This window comes from Vibrio sp. DNB22_10_4, from assembly GCF_052879755.1.
Window position 1 is genome coordinate 176,283 of record NZ_JBNNXW010000002.1, and the last position, 18,756, is coordinate 195,038.

At 46.0% G+C, this 18,756-nt stretch carries 21 protein-coding genes; 5 read left to right on the forward strand and 16 right to left on the reverse strand.

From position 1 onward, the window contains the following. Window positions 1-5 precede the first annotated feature (5 nt). Window positions 6-197, forward strand: coding sequence for a DUF4250 domain-containing protein (locus tag ACVA6Q_RS08865; protein ID WP_112462096.1), 192 nt, complete (start codon window positions 6-8; stop codon window positions 195-197). 61 nt (window positions 198-258) lie between these two features. Here the strand turns inward: ACVA6Q_RS08865 and ACVA6Q_RS08870 are convergent, their stop codons facing one another. The 13 genes from ACVA6Q_RS08870 to bolA form a co-directional block, all read right to left on the reverse strand. Continuing rightward, on the reverse strand, window positions 259-1,626 hold the full coding sequence (locus ACVA6Q_RS08870; RefSeq protein ID WP_418642023.1) for a sodium-dependent transporter: 1,368 nt from the start codon (window positions 1,624-1,626) through the stop codon (window positions 259-261). A gap of 393 nt (window positions 1,627-2,019) precedes the next feature. Then, window positions 2,020-2,799, reverse strand: coding sequence for a YggN family protein (locus ACVA6Q_RS08875; RefSeq protein ID WP_446647295.1), 780 nt, complete (start codon window positions 2,797-2,799; stop codon window positions 2,020-2,022). Between the two features lie 54 nt (window positions 2,800-2,853). Further along, complete coding sequence (locus ACVA6Q_RS08880; protein ID WP_446647296.1) at window positions 2,854-3,357, reverse strand: transcription elongation factor; 504 nt, start codon at window positions 3,355-3,357, stop codon at window positions 2,854-2,856. Window position 3,358: 1 nt separating this feature from the next. Next, on the reverse strand, window positions 3,359-4,429 hold the full coding sequence (gene dinB, locus ACVA6Q_RS08885) for a DNA polymerase IV (protein ID WP_446647297.1): 1,071 nt from the start codon (window positions 4,427-4,429) through the stop codon (window positions 3,359-3,361). Window positions 4,430-4,547: 118 nt separating this feature from the next. Further along, the gene (nqrM, locus tag ACVA6Q_RS08890) at window positions 4,548-4,781 is read right to left on the reverse strand and encodes a (Na+)-NQR maturation NqrM (RefSeq protein WP_042496878.1); all 234 of its coding nucleotides are present in this window, start codon (window positions 4,779-4,781) and stop codon (window positions 4,548-4,550) included. Between the two features lie 12 nt (window positions 4,782-4,793). After that, a complete protein-coding gene (locus ACVA6Q_RS08895) occupies window positions 4,794-5,777 on the reverse strand; it encodes an FAD:protein FMN transferase (RefSeq protein WP_446647496.1) in 984 nt (327 codons plus the stop codon). A gap of 201 nt (window positions 5,778-5,978) precedes the next feature. Further along, window positions 5,979-7,202: an NADH:ubiquinone reductase (Na(+)-transporting) subunit F gene (nqrF, locus tag ACVA6Q_RS08900; RefSeq protein ID WP_353496819.1), complete on the reverse strand. Its 1,224-nt coding sequence runs from the start codon at window positions 7,200-7,202 to the stop codon at window positions 5,979-5,981. 17 nt (window positions 7,203-7,219) lie between these two features. Beyond that, window positions 7,220-7,816 carry an NADH:ubiquinone reductase (Na(+)-transporting) subunit E gene (gene nqrE / locus ACVA6Q_RS08905; RefSeq protein ID WP_038229250.1) on the reverse strand — a complete coding sequence of 199 codons (597 nt, stop codon included), beginning with the start codon at window positions 7,814-7,816 and terminating at the stop codon, window positions 7,220-7,222. 7 nt (window positions 7,817-7,823) lie between these two features. Further along, window positions 7,824-8,456 carry an NADH:ubiquinone reductase (Na(+)-transporting) subunit D gene (locus tag ACVA6Q_RS08910; RefSeq protein WP_112462091.1) on the reverse strand — a complete coding sequence of 211 codons (633 nt, stop codon included), beginning with the start codon at window positions 8,454-8,456 and terminating at the stop codon, window positions 7,824-7,826. Continuing rightward, window positions 8,456-9,223, reverse strand: a complete 768-nt coding sequence (locus ACVA6Q_RS08915; protein WP_112462090.1) for a Na(+)-translocating NADH-quinone reductase subunit C — start codon at window positions 9,221-9,223, stop codon at window positions 8,456-8,458. Before ACVA6Q_RS08915 ends, ACVA6Q_RS08910 begins: the two co-directional genes overlap by 1 nt. Continuing rightward, window positions 9,213-10,454: an NADH:ubiquinone reductase (Na(+)-transporting) subunit B gene (locus ACVA6Q_RS08920; protein WP_446647298.1), complete on the reverse strand. Its 1,242-nt coding sequence runs from the start codon at window positions 10,452-10,454 to the stop codon at window positions 9,213-9,215. The genes ACVA6Q_RS08915 and ACVA6Q_RS08920 overlap by 11 nt, the downstream gene beginning before the upstream one ends. Before the next feature lie 4 nt (window positions 10,455-10,458). Then, entirely contained in the window at window positions 10,459-11,799 is a 1,341-nt protein-coding gene (locus ACVA6Q_RS08925; protein WP_446647497.1) for a Na(+)-translocating NADH-quinone reductase subunit A, read from the reverse strand. 519 nt (window positions 11,800-12,318) lie between these two features. Continuing rightward, a complete protein-coding gene (gene bolA, locus ACVA6Q_RS08930; RefSeq protein ID WP_418642018.1) occupies window positions 12,319-12,627 on the reverse strand; it encodes a transcriptional regulator BolA in 309 nt (102 codons plus the stop codon). Window positions 12,628-12,781: 154 nt separating this feature from the next. Between bolA and ACVA6Q_RS08935 the strand changes: the two genes are divergently transcribed. The 4 genes from ACVA6Q_RS08935 to ACVA6Q_RS08950 all read left to right on the forward strand — a co-directional run bounded on the left by ACVA6Q_RS08935 (window position 12,782) and on the right by ACVA6Q_RS08950 (window position 16,618). After that, a complete protein-coding gene (locus ACVA6Q_RS08935; protein WP_446647299.1) occupies window positions 12,782-13,918 on the forward strand; it encodes a methyltransferase in 1,137 nt (378 codons plus the stop codon). 113 nt (window positions 13,919-14,031) lie between these two features. Continuing rightward, a complete protein-coding gene (locus ACVA6Q_RS08940) occupies window positions 14,032-14,601 on the forward strand; it encodes a YajG family lipoprotein (RefSeq protein WP_353496825.1) in 570 nt (189 codons plus the stop codon). After that, window positions 14,601-15,149: a peptidylprolyl isomerase gene (locus ACVA6Q_RS08945; protein WP_042496861.1), complete on the forward strand. Its 549-nt coding sequence runs from the start codon at window positions 14,601-14,603 to the stop codon at window positions 15,147-15,149. The genes ACVA6Q_RS08940 and ACVA6Q_RS08945 overlap by 1 nt, the downstream gene beginning before the upstream one ends. A 95-nt stretch (window positions 15,150-15,244) precedes the next feature. Beyond that, window positions 15,245-16,618, forward strand: coding sequence for an AmpG family muropeptide MFS transporter (locus ACVA6Q_RS08950; protein WP_446647498.1), 1,374 nt, complete (start codon window positions 15,245-15,247; stop codon window positions 16,616-16,618). A 73-nt stretch (window positions 16,619-16,691) separates the two neighbouring features. On the opposite strand, the gene ACVA6Q_RS08955 is transcribed toward ACVA6Q_RS08950, so the two are convergent. From ACVA6Q_RS08955 to ACVA6Q_RS08965, 3 genes are all read right to left on the reverse strand, one after another. Continuing rightward, window positions 16,692-17,372 (reverse strand): ChrR family anti-sigma-E factor, encoded by a 681-nt coding sequence (locus ACVA6Q_RS08955; protein ID WP_446647300.1) that lies wholly within the window; start codon window positions 17,370-17,372, stop codon window positions 16,692-16,694. A 1-nt stretch (window position 17,373) separates the two neighbouring features. Continuing rightward, window positions 17,374-17,952, reverse strand: a complete 579-nt coding sequence (locus tag ACVA6Q_RS08960; RefSeq protein WP_446647301.1) for an RNA polymerase sigma factor — start codon at window positions 17,950-17,952, stop codon at window positions 17,374-17,376. Between the two features lie 91 nt (window positions 17,953-18,043). Then, window positions 18,044-18,640 carry an LON peptidase substrate-binding domain-containing protein gene (locus ACVA6Q_RS08965; RefSeq protein WP_446647302.1) on the reverse strand — a complete coding sequence of 199 codons (597 nt, stop codon included), beginning with the start codon at window positions 18,638-18,640 and terminating at the stop codon, window positions 18,044-18,046. Between the last annotated feature and the right edge of the window lie 116 nt (window positions 18,641-18,756).

Consider the following 18,756-nt stretch of genomic DNA (forward strand, 5'->3'; position numbering starts at 1 on the left):
TAAAGATGAATCTAGCCAACTTTGAAACTATGGATCCTGTGATGCTAATGAGTATCGTCAACATGAAACTGCGTGACGACTTTGGAGGAGATTTAGATAAACTCGTCAACTACTTCGACATCAGTAAACCTGCTCTTATCGAGAAGCTTGCCAGTGCTGGCTTTGACTTCCTAGAAGATGCAGGTCAGTTCCGATAGACAAAAACACCGCTAGGTTTCCCTTAGCGGTGTTTTTTCATTCTTGATTCACAGTCAGTGTTTAGCCAAATGACGCCCAAATCACGGTAACAACAAGTACTGGGCACACAAACTTCACGTACCAAGGCCATACCTTACCAAACCAGCCAAGTTGGAACTCTGGGCAGCCTTGTTCAAGCTCTTTAATCTTACTCGCGCGGCTCCAAACCCAACCACCAAACAAGCAGAATAACAGTGCGGCAATAGGCTGTAAGTATTGCGTCGCAACCATAGCGACAAATCCAAACAGATCACCAAAGTTAAATACGATGTAGATACTAAACAGCGCAATAAGCGCACCGAGTACCCAGCTGGTTTTCTTGCGGCCGGTGTTAAAGCGCTCATCGACAAGGGCAACCGGACACTCTAGCATCGAAATAGATGACGTTAACGCTGCAATGGTCAATAGCAAGAAAAACACCACTGAGAACACTAAACCAAGTATGCCCAATGATTCAAACATCAACGGTAATACCGTAAAGACCAAGGTATCTGAGCTCAATAGAGAGCCATCTTCTGCATAAATCTGAACGCCTTTTTGCATCGCGACAAACATCGCCGGCATCACCACAAGGCCTGCAATAAACGCCACTGAGGTATCCACCAAGGTCACATTCATTGCCATTTTCGGCAGGTTTTCTTTTTTCGACAAGTAAGAGCCGTAAATAAGCATCGAACAGCCACCAATCGTCAGCGAGAAGAAGCCTTGCCCCATGGCCGCGAGGATGAGTTTTCTGTCCCACACTTTTTCAAAATCTGGGATCAGATAATGTTTAAGCCCTTCAACTGCGCCCTGCTGCATCATGATATAGATAAACAGCAATCCAAAAAGGATGAACAGCGATGGCATCAAACGTGTCGACCATTTTTCAATGCCCTTCTTTACCCCGCCTTGAACAATCAACACCGTCAGCAAATAGAAAAGCACTGTACCAAATACATTTCTTTCGACACTAAAACCTTTGAACCAGTCCGCAAGTGACGTCAGACCGGCAATGTCTGCCAGTGCGCCAAACAAGAAGCAAATCAGCCAGCCGCCGACGATGGAATAGAACGCCAATACTGCGCAAGGCACCGCGAGGCCAATCCAACCGACTATGCCACCAACCACCTTGCCGATAGGATGGGAGGTAAGAGACTTCATGCTATCGACAGGGTTGGCTTGCCCATGTCGACCGATGGCCATTTCCACCACTAACATAGGAAACGCCACGACCAATATCATGACTAAATACACCAATAGGAAAGCACCACCACCGTTGCTGGCGGCTTGTGTTGGGAAGCCCCAAATATTACCCAATCCTACGGCTGCGCCTGCAGCGGCTAAAATGAAGCCTAAACGAGAACCGAAATGCTCCCTTGGAGCCGTCGCTAAGTTTGAATTATCCACTGTAAAGATTCTTGTGTACTAGTTTGCTGGTACATTAAGATAAAAATCGATTATAAGCAATCAATTTGGCGCAATAAACTAATGTAGACAAAAAATGCAACCGTAAGTATTAATTTACGAACAATACTTAGAATAAGTTCGACTCGCTGTTTTTTGCACGCTATTTGTTCGGTTAACACTGTTACCCGTCTGCTCGGTCAGTTCATGTTGAGCGTAAGCCCCCCCTAGTTCGTCATTCCTGCGCAGGCAGGAATCTATTTGAGGCTTGGTGATCGCGTATAGAAGACCCCTGCCTGCGCAGGGGTGACGACTTAATTGAGTTCGTTGAACAAGCTACATTCGTCATTCCTGCGTGGGCAGGAATCTACTCAAGGCTTGGTGCAGACTTAGAGATTAGATGGTAAAGACTTGATAGTCCTTAAGCTCCGGAATAGTTTTCTGCAACTGCTGCTCTTGCTCTGCGACATCATTTAGCGAGTCACAATAGTCTTCTGCCTGCTGCTTTAACGACTCTGATTGCTCTTTCATGGTGTCCGACATTTTTGCTTTGAGCTCATCCATCTGCTTAGAGAGCTCTGTAAGATTTAACCCACCCTCTTCACTCATCTTTTGTTGTAATGCGGTAAATGCGCTACTAAAGAACTCTTTGTTGAAGACCTCTTTTGCCTTGGCTAAATCTTGCTCCCAATTGTCCATAAAACTGCTAAAGGCTTCCGATTTGAGAACAAAATCACCGTTGTCTTCGTAGCGAGATTGCACATCAGCAAAAAACTCACCGACCGCTTGTTTGACGTTTTGAAACGCCTCAGAGTTATCGAAACTCTCTGCGACATCATCGATGAGTTCATTGGTCAGCTCAAGACCATTGGCCGCGAGTTCTTTCGCTTGCGGCACGTACTTGTTCATATTCTCTCGATAGCTTTCCAAGGCATCTTGTTGTAGCTGACTCAATTCAATCGCTTTACCGTCAATGAACAGATTGTTGTCTTCATCAATTAGGACTTTAGAGCTGGCTTTAACGATTTCGACTTGCTCGCCATCTAGGTGAACTTCGTTCTTAATGTCCACTGCGCACTGTCCAAAAGCATAAGCATTGCCCGCCACTAATGCACTGCTAAGTACGACACCGCTAAGCAGCGCTGTTGTAGTTGGAAAAAGTTGAGGTAATTTCATAGCACACCCTATTGTTCAGATCGTCTGTACAATTCTCAAAGCGATCCAAAGTCTTTACTGAATCGAGATAATAGCATAGTGCTGCACGGAATCACCGATGGCCAGACTCACTTCGTCGTCTTCATTCTGCTCAAGCAAAGCCTTACCGAGTGGCGAATGTGGAGTCACCACAGTGAGTTCAGCCAACCCAGAGTTCGTTAATACCCTTGCATCCTTTATTGTGACGCCTCCGCCACAGGGCAACATCCAATACCATGCGATTTGCTCATCATCATTCTCGACACAGACTAAAGCTGTTAATCCAACACTTTCTTGCTCAGAAAATTCACGCAACGTCGTACGCTTTAACGTTGCGATGTCGTTCTTTATTTGCTCTAAACGCATCGCCTGGCCATGTGCCAGATAGGACGCTTCTAGTGCTAACGTGTCATATTTGTGCTCTGGTACGGTTTCTTCATTGGTCGCGGCATCCACGGTTTGCTCCATGGCAGAGACCAGTGTTGTCACTTTGCTTTCAAGTTCATAAATCACTGCGGTCAGCAGCGCGCGCTTGTCCATATTATTCCTCAAACATTGACAGTTGCCGAGCTTGCTCTAAAGGCTCTAGCATCACGCTCAGCCCCAGCAGTCGAATTTCTCGCCCTTGTTGTCTCTCCAGTACCTCGCGAAGCAGGTCTTTGAAATAAGGGAGATCGAGCTGGTTGTGCACATGTTCAATGGTGGTTAACTTAAAGTCTGCAAACTTTACCTTAATTCCCTGTTTCATGACATTACGTTTCGGCGTCGCTCTTGCGAGGCGAGATTCGAGTTCAGGATACAGCTTGTCTTCAATCACCTGCCAACACTCATCGAAACTGGAGATATTGACGCTAAAGGTTCTCTCGACGCCAATCGACTTTCTTTCCCGTTCAACGACAACTTGTCTCTCATCAATGCCATGACTTTTCTTCCATAAAGAAGCGCCCATACGACCAAAACGCACAATCAAGTCTCGGTAGTCACTATTGCGAATATCCAAGCAGGTAAAAAAGCCGGCATTATTGAGCTTATCTAAGCTGACCTTACCGACACCCGGTATTTTGCCCAAATCCAACTCATCGACCACTTGTTGTACTTTATCGGGTGGGATCACAAACTGCCCATTGGGTTTATTCATATCCGAGGCAATCTTGGCCAAAAACTTAAGCGGCGCCACCCCTGCAGAAGCAGTCAGTTGCAATTCATTCCAGATATCGCCGCGAATACGCTCAGCAATGCGCGTCGCTGAGTTTTGGCAGTGAGGTGAGTCTGTGACATCCAGGTAGGCCTCATCTAGTGACAACGGCTCAATGAGCGAGGTATAGCGAGCAAAAATCGCACGAATGTGCTTTGAGGTTTCTTTGTAGACTTCCATTCGCCCAGGGACGAGCAGCAAATTGGGGCACAGCTTTACGGCTTGAGCCGTTGGCATCGCCGAACGAACGCCAAACTTTCTCGCTTCATAATTACAAGTGCTGATCACCCCACGCTGGCGCTCACTGCCACCAACGGCAAGGGGCTTACCTTGATAATGTGGATTATCGCGCATCTCTACCGCAGCGTAGAAGCAATCCATATCCACATGGATGAATTTTCGAATAGAGTCAGACACGGCATTGAACTGTTTATTTATACAGTTAAAAGTATACGCCGATTTTGAGCGAGAACCAACCAAAAAGACCAGAGCGTTGCTCTGGTCTTAGTTACTCAGTTATCGGTTAGCTTGTCGATTAAGCGATGCGATCTTTTTCCCAAGCTGCTAGCTTTTCTGCTCGCGCTTGCTCACGTGCTTCGCGCTTTTTACGAGCATCACATGGCTCTGGACAGTTACATACCTTGTCGACACCAACGGCACCAAGACCGCCACAACTGCCTTTTACTACTTTCTTTTGGAAGATGTAACCAACAGACATGGCAACAATCACCGCAAGAAAAACGCCGAAAGTAATTAGAAATGTACTCATAGTTGTCACCCGTTACTTGTTGAGGTAAGGCTTGAACGCGCTTGACGCGATTTCATCAAACCCATCTTCTGTTTTTACAATAATAAACGCTGGAATGCCATTTTGCTCGGCAACTTCCAGTGCTTGCTCTTCACCCAGAACCATCAAACCTGTCGCTAAACCGTCTGCTGTCATAGAAGACTTATCAAGAACCGTCACTGACACCACCTTGTTGTTGATAGGCTTACCGGTTTTCGGGTCGATAATGTGCGAGTAGCGAACACCGTCTTGCTCAAAGTAATTACGGTAGTCGCCTGAAGTCGCGATAGCCATATCACCTGGCTCAATGATTTCTTGAACACTACGTTCATCCGTCGCTGGCTTTTCAATCGCAATACGCCATTTCACGCCCTCGCGGTTAAGACCTTTCAAGCGCATCTCACCACCGACTTCAACCATATAATCTTGAACGCCGATACGCTCTAGATATTCAGCGAGGACATCTACTCCCCACCCTTTTGCGATAGTCGATAAGTCCACATACAAACCATGCAGATCTTTCTTTAACGTCGTGTCAGTTGCAGAGAGATGCTGAATGCCCGTTTGCGCTTTGCGCTCAGCAAGTTGTTTTGCTGTTGGTACTACTTCTGGACGCGCTTCTGGGCCAAAGCCCCAAAGGTTCACCAAAGGCCCTACCGTAACGTCCAAAGCGCCCAATGTGACTTCATTGAGGCGGATTGCTTCTTTCACCACAATCGCGGTTTGTTTCGATACAGGAAATGCCTCTGTGCCGTAGAAACGGTTGAAGCGGCTCAACTCAGAATCTTGGCGATAAGTCGACATTTGGTCGTTCACCTGTTCTAGTAAGCGATTAAGCTCTGCCTGAATGGTTTCCGGTTTTGGGCTATGGTCGGTCGCAATGTATTTCACATTATAAATCGTCCCCATTGTCGGGCCGCTCAAATGCACTTGCTCACGATTGTTACCACAAGCGGTTAGAAGTACCGCAGCTAGCATTACGGCTAGCACTAATTTCAACTGTTTCGTTATATGAAACTTAGTTAGATGAAACATGCCTTTACTCACCTAATGAATTTAAAATACTTACGTTTGCCACAGCTATTGATGTTGTCGCAAATGAAAGCACTCTGTTTGTATCTATTTAAAAACAAATGGCCGGCTCCCATGAGCCAGCCATGTTCATTACTTCAAGGAAGATTAACCACCGAAGTCATCTAGAAGGATGTTTTCATCTTCTACACCAAGATCTTTCAGCATGCCGATTACAGCCGCGTTCATCATTGGTGGACCACACATGTAGTATTCACAATCTTCTGGCGCTTCGTGATCTTTGAGGTAGTTCTCATAGATTACGTTGTGGATGAAGCCTGTGTAACCATCCCAGTTATCTTCTGGCATTGGGTCAGACAGTGCAACGTGCCACTGGAAGTTATCGTTTTCAGCTTGTAGGCCATCGAAATCTTCTACGTAGAACATTTCGCGACGAGAACGAGCACCATACCAGAATGACATCTTACGCTTAGAGTTCAGACGCTTAAGCTGGTCAAAGATGTGCGAACGCATTGGTGCCATACCAGCACCACCACCGATGAATACCATCTCGTTGTCAGTCTCTTTCGCGAAGAACTCACCAAATGGTCCAGAAATCGTACACTTGTCACCTTCTTTCAGTGACCAGATGAACGAAGACATGATACCAGGTGGTACATCAGGATTATTAGGCGGCGGCGTAGCGATACGCACGTTCAGCATAATAATACCTTCTTCTTCTGGGTAGTTAGCCATTGAGTATGCACGAATGCACTCTTCGTTAACGACAGACTCATAGCGGAACAGGTTAAACTTGTCCCAATCTTCACGGTACTCTTCTGGTACGTCGAAGTCAGAGTATTTAACGTGGTGAGCTGGTGCTTCAATCTGGATGTAACCACCAGCACGGAAAGGTACTGATTCGCCATCTGGGATTTGCAGCTTAAGCTCTTTGATGAATGTCGCTTTGTTATCGTTAGAGATAACAGAACATTCCCACTTTTTAACGCCGAAGATCTCTTCTGGAAGCTCGATGTCCATGTCAGTCTTCATTGCTACCTGACACGCTAGACGCTCACCTTCACGTGCTTCACCTTTAGAGATATGGTCAAGCTCGGTTGGTAGAATGTCACCACCGCCAGATTTCACTTTTACGCGACACTGACCACAAGAGCCACCGCCACCACAAGCAGATGATACGAATACGCCAGCGCCAGCTAGTGCATTCAACAGTTTGCCACCTGGTTGTGTGGTGATCGCGAGATCAGGGTTTTCATTTACAGAGATCGTGATGTCGCCTGTTGGTACTAGCTTAGATTTGGCGAACAAAATCACCAAAACTAGGGCTAGAACAATCAGCGTAAACATCACTACACCAAGAATAATGTCCATTGACTATTCCTTATACCTTACAGTTGAACACCAGAGAATGACATGAAGCCCAGTGCCATCAGACCTACCGTGATGAACGTGATACCAAGACCACGAAGACCAGGAGGAACGTCAGAGTACTTCATCTTCTCACGGATACCTGCTAGCGCAACGATAGCTAGCATCCAACCCACACCAGAACCAAAGCCATATACGACAGATTCTGCAAAGTTGTAATCACGCTGTACCATGAATGATACGCCACCAAAGATCGCACAGTTCACCGTGATTAGCGGTAGGAAGATACCCAGTGCGTTATACAAAGGTGGGAAGAAGCGGTCTAGTACCATCTCTAGGATTTGCACTAGCGCTGCGATTACACCGATAAAGGTAATAAAGTTCAAGAAGCTAAGATCGACACCAGCTACTAAAGCATTTTCTCTTAGAACTAGGTTGTACAATAGGTTGTTCACTGGAACCGCAACGGTAAGAACAACGATAACTGCTACACCTAGACCAAAAGAGGTCTTAACTTTCTTAGATACGGCCAAAAATGTACACATACCTAAGAAGAAAGAAAGCGCCAAGTTTTCAATGAAGATCGATTTAACGAGTAGACTAATATAATGTTCCATGACTACCTTACTCCTTCGCTTCTACTTGTGCTGGCTTAAAGATACGAATTGCCCAAATCATAAAGCCGATTAGGAAGAACGCTGAAGGTGCTAGAAGCATCATACCGTTTGGCTGATACCAACCACCGTTGCTCACTAGTGGCAATACTTCCATGCCAAATAGCTTACCAGAACCTAGAAGTTCGCGGAAAAACGCAACAGTTAGCAGCACAAAACCATAACCTAGACCATTACCGATACCATCAATGAATGACGGTAGAGGTGCAGACTTCATTGCGTACGCTTCAGCACGACCCATTACAATACAGTTAGTAATGATCAAGCTAACGAATACTGAAAGCTGCTTTGAAATGTCGTAAAGATACGCTTTCAACACCTGGTCAACCACGATTACCAATGAAGCGATAATCGCCATCTGAACGATGATACGCACACTGTTTGGCATGTGGTTACGAATAAGAGAAACAAACAGGTTAGACAATGCAGTTACAAAAATAACCGCAACCGTCATAACAAATGCTGTCTCAAGTTTGGTGGTCACTGCCAATGCAGAACAAACACCAAGAACCTGAAGCGCAATCGGGTTGTTATCCAACACCGGTGCGAGCAAGCTCTTCTTCATTTCTTTAGCATCAGCCATTAGTTTAGACCTCCGTCACGAACGTTTGCTAGGAAAGGACCAAAGCCCATGTCACCCAACCAGAAGTCGAAAGTACCTTGAACGCCATTTGCAGTCAGTGTTGCACCAGATAGGCCATCAACACCGTGCTCAGAACCTTCTGGAGCACCACCTTTAACGATCTTAATTGCTGGTTTGAAGTTCTCATCGAAGAGTTTCTTACCAACAAATTGTGAACGCCACGTTGGGTTCTCAACTTCACCACCAAGTCCAGGGGTTTCGCCTTGCTCGTAGTAAGTAATACCGTTAACAGTATTACCATCAGTTTGCACTGCTACGAACGCGTACATCATTGACCAAAGGCCGTTGCCATGTACCGGTAGAATCACACTCGTGACTTCGCCACCCTGTTTAACTAGGTAAACAGTACCAACGTTTGCACGACGAAGAATTTTCGCTTTGTCTTCATCTGCGGTAAGACGAACTGACTGAGCTGGATCTTTAGCAGCGCGACGCTGGTCATATGCTTCAGCGTTACCGTCAACGAACTCACCTGTTTCGAAATCAACCAAACGAGGTTCGATGAACTCATGGTATAAGTCTGCAACAGAGCCTTCAGCGGTAATACCTGCTACGTCGACAATTTTAGACTGCTTATCTAATTTCGCATTAGCAACCTGTTTATCTTTTAGAAAGACTGCAGCGGTCGATACAACGATTGAGCAAACTAGGCTCAACGCGATAACAACAAACAGCGTCTTTTTAATGCTATCGTTATTACTTGCCATAGCGAGCTTCTCTCCGTTTGATGTTCTTCTCGATCACAAAGTGGTCGAATAGAGGTGCGAACAGGTTAGCAAATAGAATTGCTAGCATCATACCTTCTGGGTAAGCCGGGTTGACTACACGGATCATGACACACATTGCGCCAATCAAAATACCGTATGCCCATTTACCATTGTTAGTAAACGATGCCGATACTGGGTCTGTTGCCATAAAGAACATGCCGAATGCAAAACCACCTAGAACTAGGTGCCAGTGCCAAGGCATAGCAAACAGAGCATTTGTGTCAGAACCAACAACATTAAACAGAGTCGCTACCGCAACCATACCGATCATTACACCAGCAATAATGCGCCATGACGCAATGCCCATGTAGACGATCATTGCCGCACCAATCATAAGTGCTAGCGTTGATACTTCACCAATCGAGCCTGGAATGTTACCGATGAACGCGTCCATCCAAGTGATTGTTTGGCCAGTGATGTTGTTGATTAGTGCGCCTTCGCCGCCTTGTGCCCATTGGCTAAGAGCCGTTGCACCAGAGAAGCCGTCAGCTGCAACCCATACCACGTCACCCGAGATTTGCGCTGGGTAAGCGAAGAATAGGAAAGCACGACCAGCAAGCGCTGGGTTAAGGAAGTTACGACCTGTACCACCAAAGATTTCTTTTGCAACAACAACACCGAAGGTAATACCTAGCGCTGCTTGCCATAGTGGAAGTGTTGGCGGAACGATCAATGCGAAAAGAATAGAAGTTACAAAGAAACCTTCGTTAACTTCGTGCTTACGCACCATACAGAACAACACTTCCCAGAAACCACCAACAATAAACACGGTTGCGTAGATAGGTAGGAAGTAAGTTGCACCTAGGATCATCTTACTGCCCCAACCCGCGTCGGTACCTAGCGTGCCGCCAAGACCTTGAGTTAGCCAGTAGTGCCAGTTGCCATCGATAACACCCGCAAGCTCTGCGCCAGTGTAAAGATGGTTAAGTGCCATAACCGCTTGGTTACCCGCATTGTACATACCCCAGAACATTGCTGGGAATACTGCGAACCAAACCATGATCATGATGCGTTTTAGGTCAACGCTATCACGGACATGCGAGCTGCGCTTCGTGACAAGACCCGGCGTGTAGAATAGCGTTGCCGCTGCTTCGTACAGTGCAAACCATCTTTCATGTTTGCCACCTGGCTCGAAATGATGCTCGATATCCTCGATGAATTTCTTAAGCATGGGATTACCCTTCCTTCTCAATCTTGTCTAGGCACTCACGTAGGAGTAGACCGTATTCGTACTTACCTGGACAAACAAAGGTGCATAGCGCCATATCTTCTTCATCCAGTTCAAGAGCACCAAGACGCTGAGCGCTGTCTAGGTCACCTGCACATAGATCACGAAGTAATAACGTAGGCTCCATATCTAGAGGCATTACTTTTTCGTAGTTGCCGATTGGAACCATTGCACGATCACTACCATTGGTTGTGGTTGTCATGTTGAACAACTGACCTTTGAATAGGTGACCAAGGAATGATTTGGTGATTGAGAACTTGTTCTTACCAGGCGTTGCCCAGCCAAATAGTTCCTTCTCACGACCTTCACGAAGTACAGACACTTGCTGGTGGTAACGACCTAGGTAGGCGTGTGAACCAGTAGCATGAGTACCAGAAAGCACAGAACCAGAAATGATTCGAACTTCACCAGGCATCAACTCGTTATCTGTTACATCTTCTAGGCTAGCGCCAATCTGAGTTCTAACCAAACGAGGGTTATTGACTACAGGGCCAGCTAGAGACACAACGCGATCCGTATACAATTCACCTGTAGTGAAAAGCTTACCGAATGCAATCACATCTTGATAATTGATGCTCCAAGCAACGTTGTTCGCGCCGACTGGATATAGGAAATGCATGTGAGTGCCTACTAGGCCTGCTGGATGCGGACCATTGAAGACATGCTCTTCGACATTGGATTGAGTTGAGCGAGGAAGACTAGTGCCTGATTTGCAGACATACACTTTACCGTCTGTCAGTTTCGACAGTAGGTCAAGACCTGCAACAAACGCGTCTTTTTGCTCGTTGATAATCAATTCAGGCTCTGCTGCTAGTGGATTCGTATCCATAGCAGTCACGAAAATCGCTTGAGTCGTAGAATCGATCGCCGGAACCTTGCTGAACGGACGAGTACGCAACGCAGTCCACATACCAGACTCAACCAATTGAGTTTTGATCACGTCGCGATCAAGACCCGCTAGTTGGTCAGCTGTGTAGCTATCGAAAGTAACTTGCTCGTCGCCTGCCACTTCAATCACAACGGATTGTAGGACACGCTTCGCGCCACGGTTAACTTCAATAACCTTACCGCTTGCTGGAGAAGTAAACTTAACGCCTGGGTTCTTTTTGTCTTCAAAAACAACCTGACCTTTTTTCACTTCATCACCAACGCGAACATGCATCGTTGGACGCATACCCACGTACTCTTCGCCAAGCAAGGCGACTTTAGTGATGGACTTACCATCATTAATCACCTGGGAAGGAGTTCCTGCGATAGGAAGATCCAAACCCTTCTTTATTGTAATCATACGCACTTGCACTACTTTTATCGGGAAAAAGATTCTTTTAAATTGCGTAACATTTAGACACGACATTGAGTGTCTGGCTCTGGCTTCTTTTTTGGCCAAAGCAGCAACATCACTTTAACAATCTCGTCATGGGATCGATGCGAGATTTTTCTGGAGCGGTAGTTTAGCATCTTTTACAAAGGGTATGCCACGACCAATCCCAGCAATAGCCGCTTTATTTGGAAACTTTTGCTACATCTGGGGTTGCGAATATGTGTAACTTTGACCAAACGCACAAACTGCTATTAATGCTTTTAAAAATAAGCAATTGGCTTTTTCACAATCTGAAACATTCACCATCATCAAAATCACATAACATTATATGTTGATACGCTGTTAATGATTTACCCCCAAAGAGGTAAGCAAAGTCGTGACTTTACCTGAACAAATTGACGGTAATTATCAGTAAACCCTTACCTTGTTGCTAAACTGTGTCCTAAGTATCTATTGTTGGTACCGCACCACTAAACAGGTATGCCGTTACTTACCGCCACCAGCACAATTTGGACTAGCGGGGGCAAGTTGGTTCTCTTCGTTCCACTCTTCAGGAGTGTAGGTGTGGATCGCTAAGGCATGCACCGAACCTGCGAGCTCTTCAGCAAGCACAGTATTGACCTTACGATGCCGAGTAATAAGACGCTCGCTAGAAAAATCTTCACTGACGATAATGACCTTAAAGTGACTTTCTGAGCCTGGCGGGACATTATGCGTGTGACTTTCATTGCGAACATCGAGATGTGTTGGATGGAAAGCTTGATGGAGCTTGTGCTCGATAGATTGTTGAATCATCTTACTTCCTTGGGCTGAAACCGACATTTATTTTTATATTGTCGGTAAAGTATATACTTTACTTAATCAATAATCTTCCCTTAAATCACATTCTGCTTGGCTTAGTTGAGAGGATTTTGTCAAAATACAACCATTGTCACCAATTCAAGAAATTATGAAAACTGAACTGAACCTACTTGAGCGCAGCTACTCGCTTTTTCGCTACCCAAAACTTGCCAATGAGCAGCTCCAAGCATGGGATGCGGGTGACGAGTATCTGATTCAACACGTTGAAGAGCTCGCTTTGCCCAAGTCATCGAATATTCTGATCCTCAACGATAACTTTGGAGCCCTTAGCTGTTGGTTTAGTAAAGAGCATAAGGTGACTACCGTCACGGACTCTTTTGTTTCCCTGCAAGGTATCAAAAGCAACTTGTCGGCCAACCAACTCAGTGGAGTGACCCTTCTCAATTCTACGGATGCGTGGCCAAGTGACATCGACCTCGTGCTGATGCAAATCCCACGCAATAATCGCTACTTAACTTGGCAGTTAGACCAACTTGCCCAAAAGTACGCAGGCCGCTGCCAGCTAATTGCGGTGAATAAAGCGAAAGAGATCCACTCCTCAACACTGAAACTGTTTGAGAAGTTTGCAGGCTCCACCACGACCTCGCTGGCGTGGAAAAAACACCGCCTAGTGTTTACTGAGCTATCTCGTGCTGCACAAAAAACCGCTGTGGAGGCGTATACGACTTGGCCAGTTGAAGGACACGAGCTAACTCTTGCGAACTTACCCAATGTTTACTCCGGTGAAAGCTTGGATTTGGGCGCTCGCTTCATGTTAGAACATCTATCCAAACTCGATGCGGACAATAAAGATGTCGTCGACCTTGGCTGTGGCAATGGCGTTTTATCGATAAAACTCAAGCAGCTTTCCCCAACCGCTCGCATTACTGCGGTCGATGAGAGTTTTATGGCATCAGCCTCGGCAAAACATAACTTTAAACTTAATCAGTTAGACGACGCTCAATGCAAGTTCATCACGAACAATTGCTTGGATGGCTTTGAAGCGGCCTCACAAGATCGTGTCATCTGCAACCCACCCTTCCATCAACAGCAAGCCGTCACCGATCACATCGCTTGGCAAATGTTCTGTGATGCAAAGCATGTTCTTCGCCCTAAAGGCGAATTAATGGTTATCGGCAATCGTCACCTAGGCTACGATAAAAAACTGGCGCGTCTCTTTGGCAAGCACAATGTTAAGCTTGTCGCCTCCAATGCCAAATTTGTTATTTTACAGGCAACTAAGTAAAGATTGAGTCATAGTTGTCTCTAGGCAACGTGCATAAAAATAAGAATTCGCTATGATGCCAGCCATCGCTCGGTTTGGCTTCAATAGTATTAGAGTGTGAAAAGGAATCATTAATGAAAAAGCTCGTTTTAGCGGCTTCCGTCGTATTGCTTGCTGCATGTGCAAGCCCTCAACAAGAACAAGTCAATTTTGCGCCTAAAGCGACCACTAGTGCCGCTAAAGTCGTCGAAAACAAATCGATGTCACTCTCTAGTAAAGACGTACGAACAGCTCAATACGTCGCACTGCTCGACAATGGCCGCTCTAACATTACGCCAGTACATACTCGTCAAAATCTTCGTATCGGCATTGAAAATGCGCTAGTGAATCAATTTTCATCGCAGGGCTACCAAGTCACCGTCAACAGCGAAAATGCGCTTCAAGTTGAAGTGCAGGAGGCATTAGTCTCGGTTAAACATACCGTGATGGAAAATGACATGACTGCAAATGTTGTGCTCGAAGTTACCGCCGAGAATGCCAAAGGTAAGCTGGTAAAAACTTACACGGGTACGGCGAAGCGCTCAGGCCTTATGAGCGCATCTAACGACGATATCGAAACCGTACTGAACGACACTGTTAACTTGGTACTCAAAGAGATCGCTAACGACAAAGAGCTGCAAGACTACATGAAGGAGCGTTTCTAATGCTAAAAACGGCTATTGCTACCCTAGCGCTTGTTGCAACGAGCGTATTCGCTGGCCCTAAAGTTGCCGTGGATACCAACTTAGGCCGCTTTGTGGTTGAACTTAATCAAGAAAAAGCGCCGGTAAGCGTTGAGAACTTTCTAAAGTACGTGGATGACGGCAGCTACGTTAACAGCCAGTTCCACCGTGTGATCCCAGGCTTTATGGCACAAGGCGGTGGCTTTGCTAAAGACTTTAAACGTCTACCAACCTATGCGCCTATTGAAAATGAAGCATCAAACGGCTTGGATAACGATGCAGCAACCATTGCAATGGCGCGTACCCGCGATCCAAACTCAGCGACACGCCAGTTCTTTATCAACTTCGTTGACAATGATTTCCTCAACTACAGCGTGACTAACCCTGGCTATGCCGTATTCGGTAAGGTTGTTGAAGGTTTTGACGTAGTACAAAAAATGGGGCAAAAACCAACTCGCAGCACCCGCGGAATGAGCGATGTGCCACTCGATCCCATCATTATCACTAAAATGGAAAAAATCAGCGATTAACACCAAAAAGAGAGAGGTTCGCCTCTCTCTTTGCTTGTTATGCGTATCCATTCCTTTTCGCTGCACTCGCAAGGAGCACACCTGTGGAACAAAAAATGACTTGGCTTGATACGGTCAAAAGTTACTGGGATAAAAGGCTACTTTGGGTCTTTATGATGGGGTGCTCAAGCGGCTTCCCATGGGTTTTGATTGGCTCGAATATGTCTGGCTGGCTAAAAGATGCTGGACTCACTCGTGCTGCTATCGGTTACTTTGGCTCTGTGTTTGCGGTTTATGCCATCAATTTTCTTTGGGCACCTTTGGTCGACAGGGTAAAGCTTCCTATTCTGCATAGTACACTTGGTCAGCGCCGCAGCTGGATTTTCCTTTGCCAGAGCTTTATTTTGGTCGGGACACTGTTTATTGCAGGCGTAAACCCAGCGAACAACCTGATGTTTACATCTATGTTGGCACTGTGCATCGCCATTTCATCAGCGACGCAAGACATTGCGATTGATGCTTATCGTATCGATACTTTTCCAAAATCAGAGTCCAATAAACTACCACAAGCTTCTGCAATGGCTGTTATCGGTTGGTGGACGGGTTACTCATTGCCTGGCTACTTAGCGTTTGTTAATGCTGACTCTATGGGATGGAATGGCGTTTACTATGGCATGGCAGGCATTGTTGTCATCCTTATGCTGTTTACTCTATTCGTTAGTGAACCTAAAACTGATCGCGAAGCACTACAGGCTCAGGCGGAAGCTCGTCACAACAAAGTGGTCGGCAGTCGCTTTACCAGCTGGATTTCCGTCACGGTCGTAGAGCCATTTTTGGACTTCTTTCGTCGCAATGGCGTTCAAGTTGCGATCACCTTACTGCTGTTCGTGTTCTTGTTTAAGATTGGGGAAGCCTTCTTAGGGCGCATGTCGATTACCTTCTACAAAGAAATTGGCTTTAGTAACGAGCAAATTGGCTACTACTCTAAGCTTATTGGTTGGGGGGCGACCATCGTCTTTACACTACTAGGCAGTATGGTCAACGTTCGCTTTGGCATTGTAAAAGGCTTGATGATCGGCGGCATTGCAATGAGTGCCAGTAATCTGATGTTTGCATGGATAGCAAAAGTAGGACCAAGCGAAACTCTGTTCTTGGCTACAATCATTGTTGATAACTTCACAACGGCATTTTCGACCGTAGCATTTGTTTCCTTCCTGACCATCCTTACCGGCCAAGCATTTTCTGCTACTCAGTACGCGCTACTCGCGTCTCTGGGTAACTTCGGTAGGACCACATTGGCATCGTTCAGCGGTGAAATGGTAGACGCCCTCAATGACTGGAGCTTGTTCTTTATTATTACATCGCTGATGGTGATCCCTAGCCTTATCATGCTGTATTCACTGCGTCATTATTTTAATGACCTACTTGAAAAAGCGAGACATAGAGACGAGAGCCCAGCATCTAAAGAGCAAGAAAACCTGTCTCAGTAGTACTGCAATTACAACGAAAAAAGGCTCGCATCAATGCGAGCCTTTCATTTGGTTGAAGCTTTTATATCAAGCTCTAAGGATACATCCCTTTTCCGAAGCGGTTAAAGACTCTCGCCACCCCTTGGGTGAAGATCATAGGCTCGGTCAGAACTGATAAACACAAACAATCTTGTCCGGATGCTGTCTGAGGCGCGTGCTTGGTGTCGCCGTCTTCGCGAATGAAATCGCCTTCGTGATATTCACCATTCTCGTCACTGAAACTGCCATGGAGAACCAGAGTCGACTCAAAACCTTTGTGCGTATGTTGAGGTACTTGTACGCCTTCAGTGATATACAACAAACTCACCCTGCAGTCTTCGTCAATCTCAATGTTTGAGGTAAACACTTTACCGCCATAACTCTTCCACTCTCCCATTCGCTCTACCAAAGGTTTAAGCGTGGCAGGTACCTTAAACGACTTGCCATTCACCTCAACGATTGCTGCCGACCTAGCCTTCGGTTTGCTAAAGTCGGCATCTAACGTCATGATGTCGTTCATCATGTTATCGAACACTAGAGCGAGCTCAGAATCAGAGATGGCGCCCTCAGTACCGCTGGCGACCAAATCCTCAGCAGCCTCTTCCTCGTACTTAGCCACCAATTGACGGCAGTGAGAGCATGTTTCTAAATGCGTAGCGACGGCAGCTCCATGAGCCGAATCGATCTCCCCAGTCGCATAGCACTTCAAAACTTGTTTATCTGGGTGGTAACTCATATTACTCCGCCTCCATTGAATGTCTTAATTTTTCTACAGCTAATCTGAGACGGGACTTAACAGTCCCCAGCGGGATATCGAACATATCGGCCACTTGCTGGTGAGGAAGCTCCTCTAAGTACACAGCTCTGACGACCTCTCTTTGTGCTTTTGGCAAATCCTCCAAAAACTTCAAAATTTGCTCTTTCAAGCGATCAGTCTCAGGCGAATAATGCTCAACAAAATCTGGCGGGCAATAATCTGTTGGCCAGATATCGTCAGCATGCACGTGCAACTCTTTACCCTTCTGTTTGCGAAGCATGTCGTAACACAAGTTTCTTGCGATAGTGTAGATCCAAGTCGACAGCGAACTCTTACTACCATCAAAAAGGTGTGCTTTCTGCCATACCGTAGCCATTGCCTCTTGAACCATTTCGATCGCTACTTGCTCATTACCCATGTGCTTGTAGGTGAACTGCTTGAGGCGAGGAGAGAAGTAACTGAACACAGTGGCAAAGGCGCGCTTATCGCGCTGTTTTACCTTCTCCATACACTCTGCCCACTCTTGCTTGGTGAGCGCCTCTGGACTCTCTACTATCATGCTTATGTCCCTAAAGTTGATATCGCAACATTACTGCCTTACCAATTCATGATACGCCATGTTATACGAATGGGATCACTAATTAGTCAGCTCAGTGCCGCGTTTCCTCTTGAATATCCCCCGACCTGAACGCTTCGGTGAGAAAGCTGACCGCGGTACTGCAATCAGGTTGCGTCACTAAATGTTCGAAGTGGTTGCATTCCAACGGCAAGACTTCAAGCCATCGCTGACTGACCCAAGCAGCGTCGTCAAAAAAACGATGAAGATATAAGTCGCCAATTTGAGGGAATTTCTTATAGACGTCTTGCAAGCGTTCTCCGAGAAATTGGTTCTCATCGCTGAGTTCTTCTGTAGCCCACCCTTCTAACCAATTTACCGAAGCAAATCTGAGGCCGTCGTCATATGCCTCCACATCGGTCACCCGAAATTTTTTGATACCGGATACCGTAATTCCCAACATACCGTCATCAAGCGTCTCAAAATCGACGATGCTAACGAATGTACCGATCTCCGAAACATTCTTTGGAATGGTGCTTGCGTCTCCACTTATAAGACAGACACCAAAGCCTGTTTCGTTCTTGAGGCATTCGGTGACCATTCTTTTGTAGCGAGGCTCAAATATCCTCAGCCTCATTTTTCCTTCTGGCAAAACCACTGAGCGCAGTGGAAAAAGCATAATCTGTGACATGATTGTTCCCTTTGTTACTACATCAATGTTTACGCCTGTAATTAAAATACGATCAGCACCACATTGTTAACAAGTGCAATTGAATGTTAACTTCCAGCCACAAAAAATTGATCGAT

Bases quoted from the DNA above. Each gene is read 5' to 3' on its own strand.
- ACVA6Q_RS08955 (WP_446647300.1), bottom strand. From the start codon at position 17,372: ATGAGTTACCACCCAGATAAACAAGTTTTGAAGTGCTATGCGACTGGG.
- ACVA6Q_RS08925 (WP_446647497.1), bottom strand. From the start codon at position 11,799: ATGATTACAATAAAGAAGGGTTTGGATCTTCCTATCGCAGGAACTCCT.
- ACVA6Q_RS08910 (WP_112462091.1), bottom strand. From the start codon at position 8,456: ATGGCTGATGCTAAAGAAATGAAGAAGAGCTTGCTCGCACCGGTGTTG.
- ACVA6Q_RS08875 (WP_446647295.1), bottom strand. From the start codon at position 2,799: ATGAAATTACCTCAACTTTTTCCAACTACAACAGCGCTGCTTAGCGGT.
- ACVA6Q_RS08915 (WP_112462090.1), bottom strand. From the start codon at position 9,223: ATGGCAAGTAATAACGATAGCATTAAAAAGACGCTGTTTGTTGTTATC.
- ACVA6Q_RS08895 (WP_446647496.1), bottom strand. From the start codon at position 5,777: ATGCTAGCTGCGGTACTTCTAACCGCTTGTGGTAACAATCGTGAGCAA.
- ACVA6Q_RS08880 (WP_446647296.1), bottom strand. From the start codon at position 3,357: ATGGACAAGCGCGCGCTGCTGACCGCAGTGATTTATGAACTTGAAAGC.
- ACVA6Q_RS08945 (WP_042496861.1), top strand. From the start codon at position 14,601: ATGCTAAAAACGGCTATTGCTACCCTAGCGCTTGTTGCAACGAGCGTA.
- ACVA6Q_RS08940 (WP_353496825.1), top strand. From the start codon at position 14,032: ATGAAAAAGCTCGTTTTAGCGGCTTCCGTCGTATTGCTTGCTGCATGT.
- ACVA6Q_RS08965 (WP_446647302.1), bottom strand. From the start codon at position 18,640: ATGTCACAGATTATGCTTTTTCCACTGCGCTCAGTGGTTTTGCCAGAA.
- ACVA6Q_RS08960 (WP_446647301.1), bottom strand. From the start codon at position 17,952: ATGATAGTAGAGAGTCCAGAGGCGCTCACCAAGCAAGAGTGGGCAGAG.
- nqrE (WP_038229250.1), bottom strand. From the start codon at position 7,816: ATGGAACATTATATTAGTCTACTCGTTAAATCGATCTTCATTGAAAAC.
- nqrM (WP_042496878.1), bottom strand. From the start codon at position 4,781: ATGAGTACATTTCTAATTACTTTCGGCGTTTTTCTTGCGGTGATTGTT.
- ACVA6Q_RS08865 (WP_112462096.1), top strand. From the start codon at position 6: ATGAATCTAGCCAACTTTGAAACTATGGATCCTGTGATGCTAATGAGT.
- ACVA6Q_RS08950 (WP_446647498.1), top strand. From the start codon at position 15,245: ATGACTTGGCTTGATACGGTCAAAAGTTACTGGGATAAAAGGCTACTT.
- ACVA6Q_RS08920 (WP_446647298.1), bottom strand. From the start codon at position 10,454: ATGCTTAAGAAATTCATCGAGGATATCGAGCATCATTTCGAGCCAGGT.
- nqrF (WP_353496819.1), bottom strand. From the start codon at position 7,202: ATGGACATTATTCTTGGTGTAGTGATGTTTACGCTGATTGTTCTAGCC.
- ACVA6Q_RS08935 (WP_446647299.1), top strand. From the start codon at position 12,782: ATGAAAACTGAACTGAACCTACTTGAGCGCAGCTACTCGCTTTTTCGC.
- bolA (WP_418642018.1), bottom strand. From the start codon at position 12,627: ATGATTCAACAATCTATCGAGCACAAGCTCCATCAAGCTTTCCATCCA.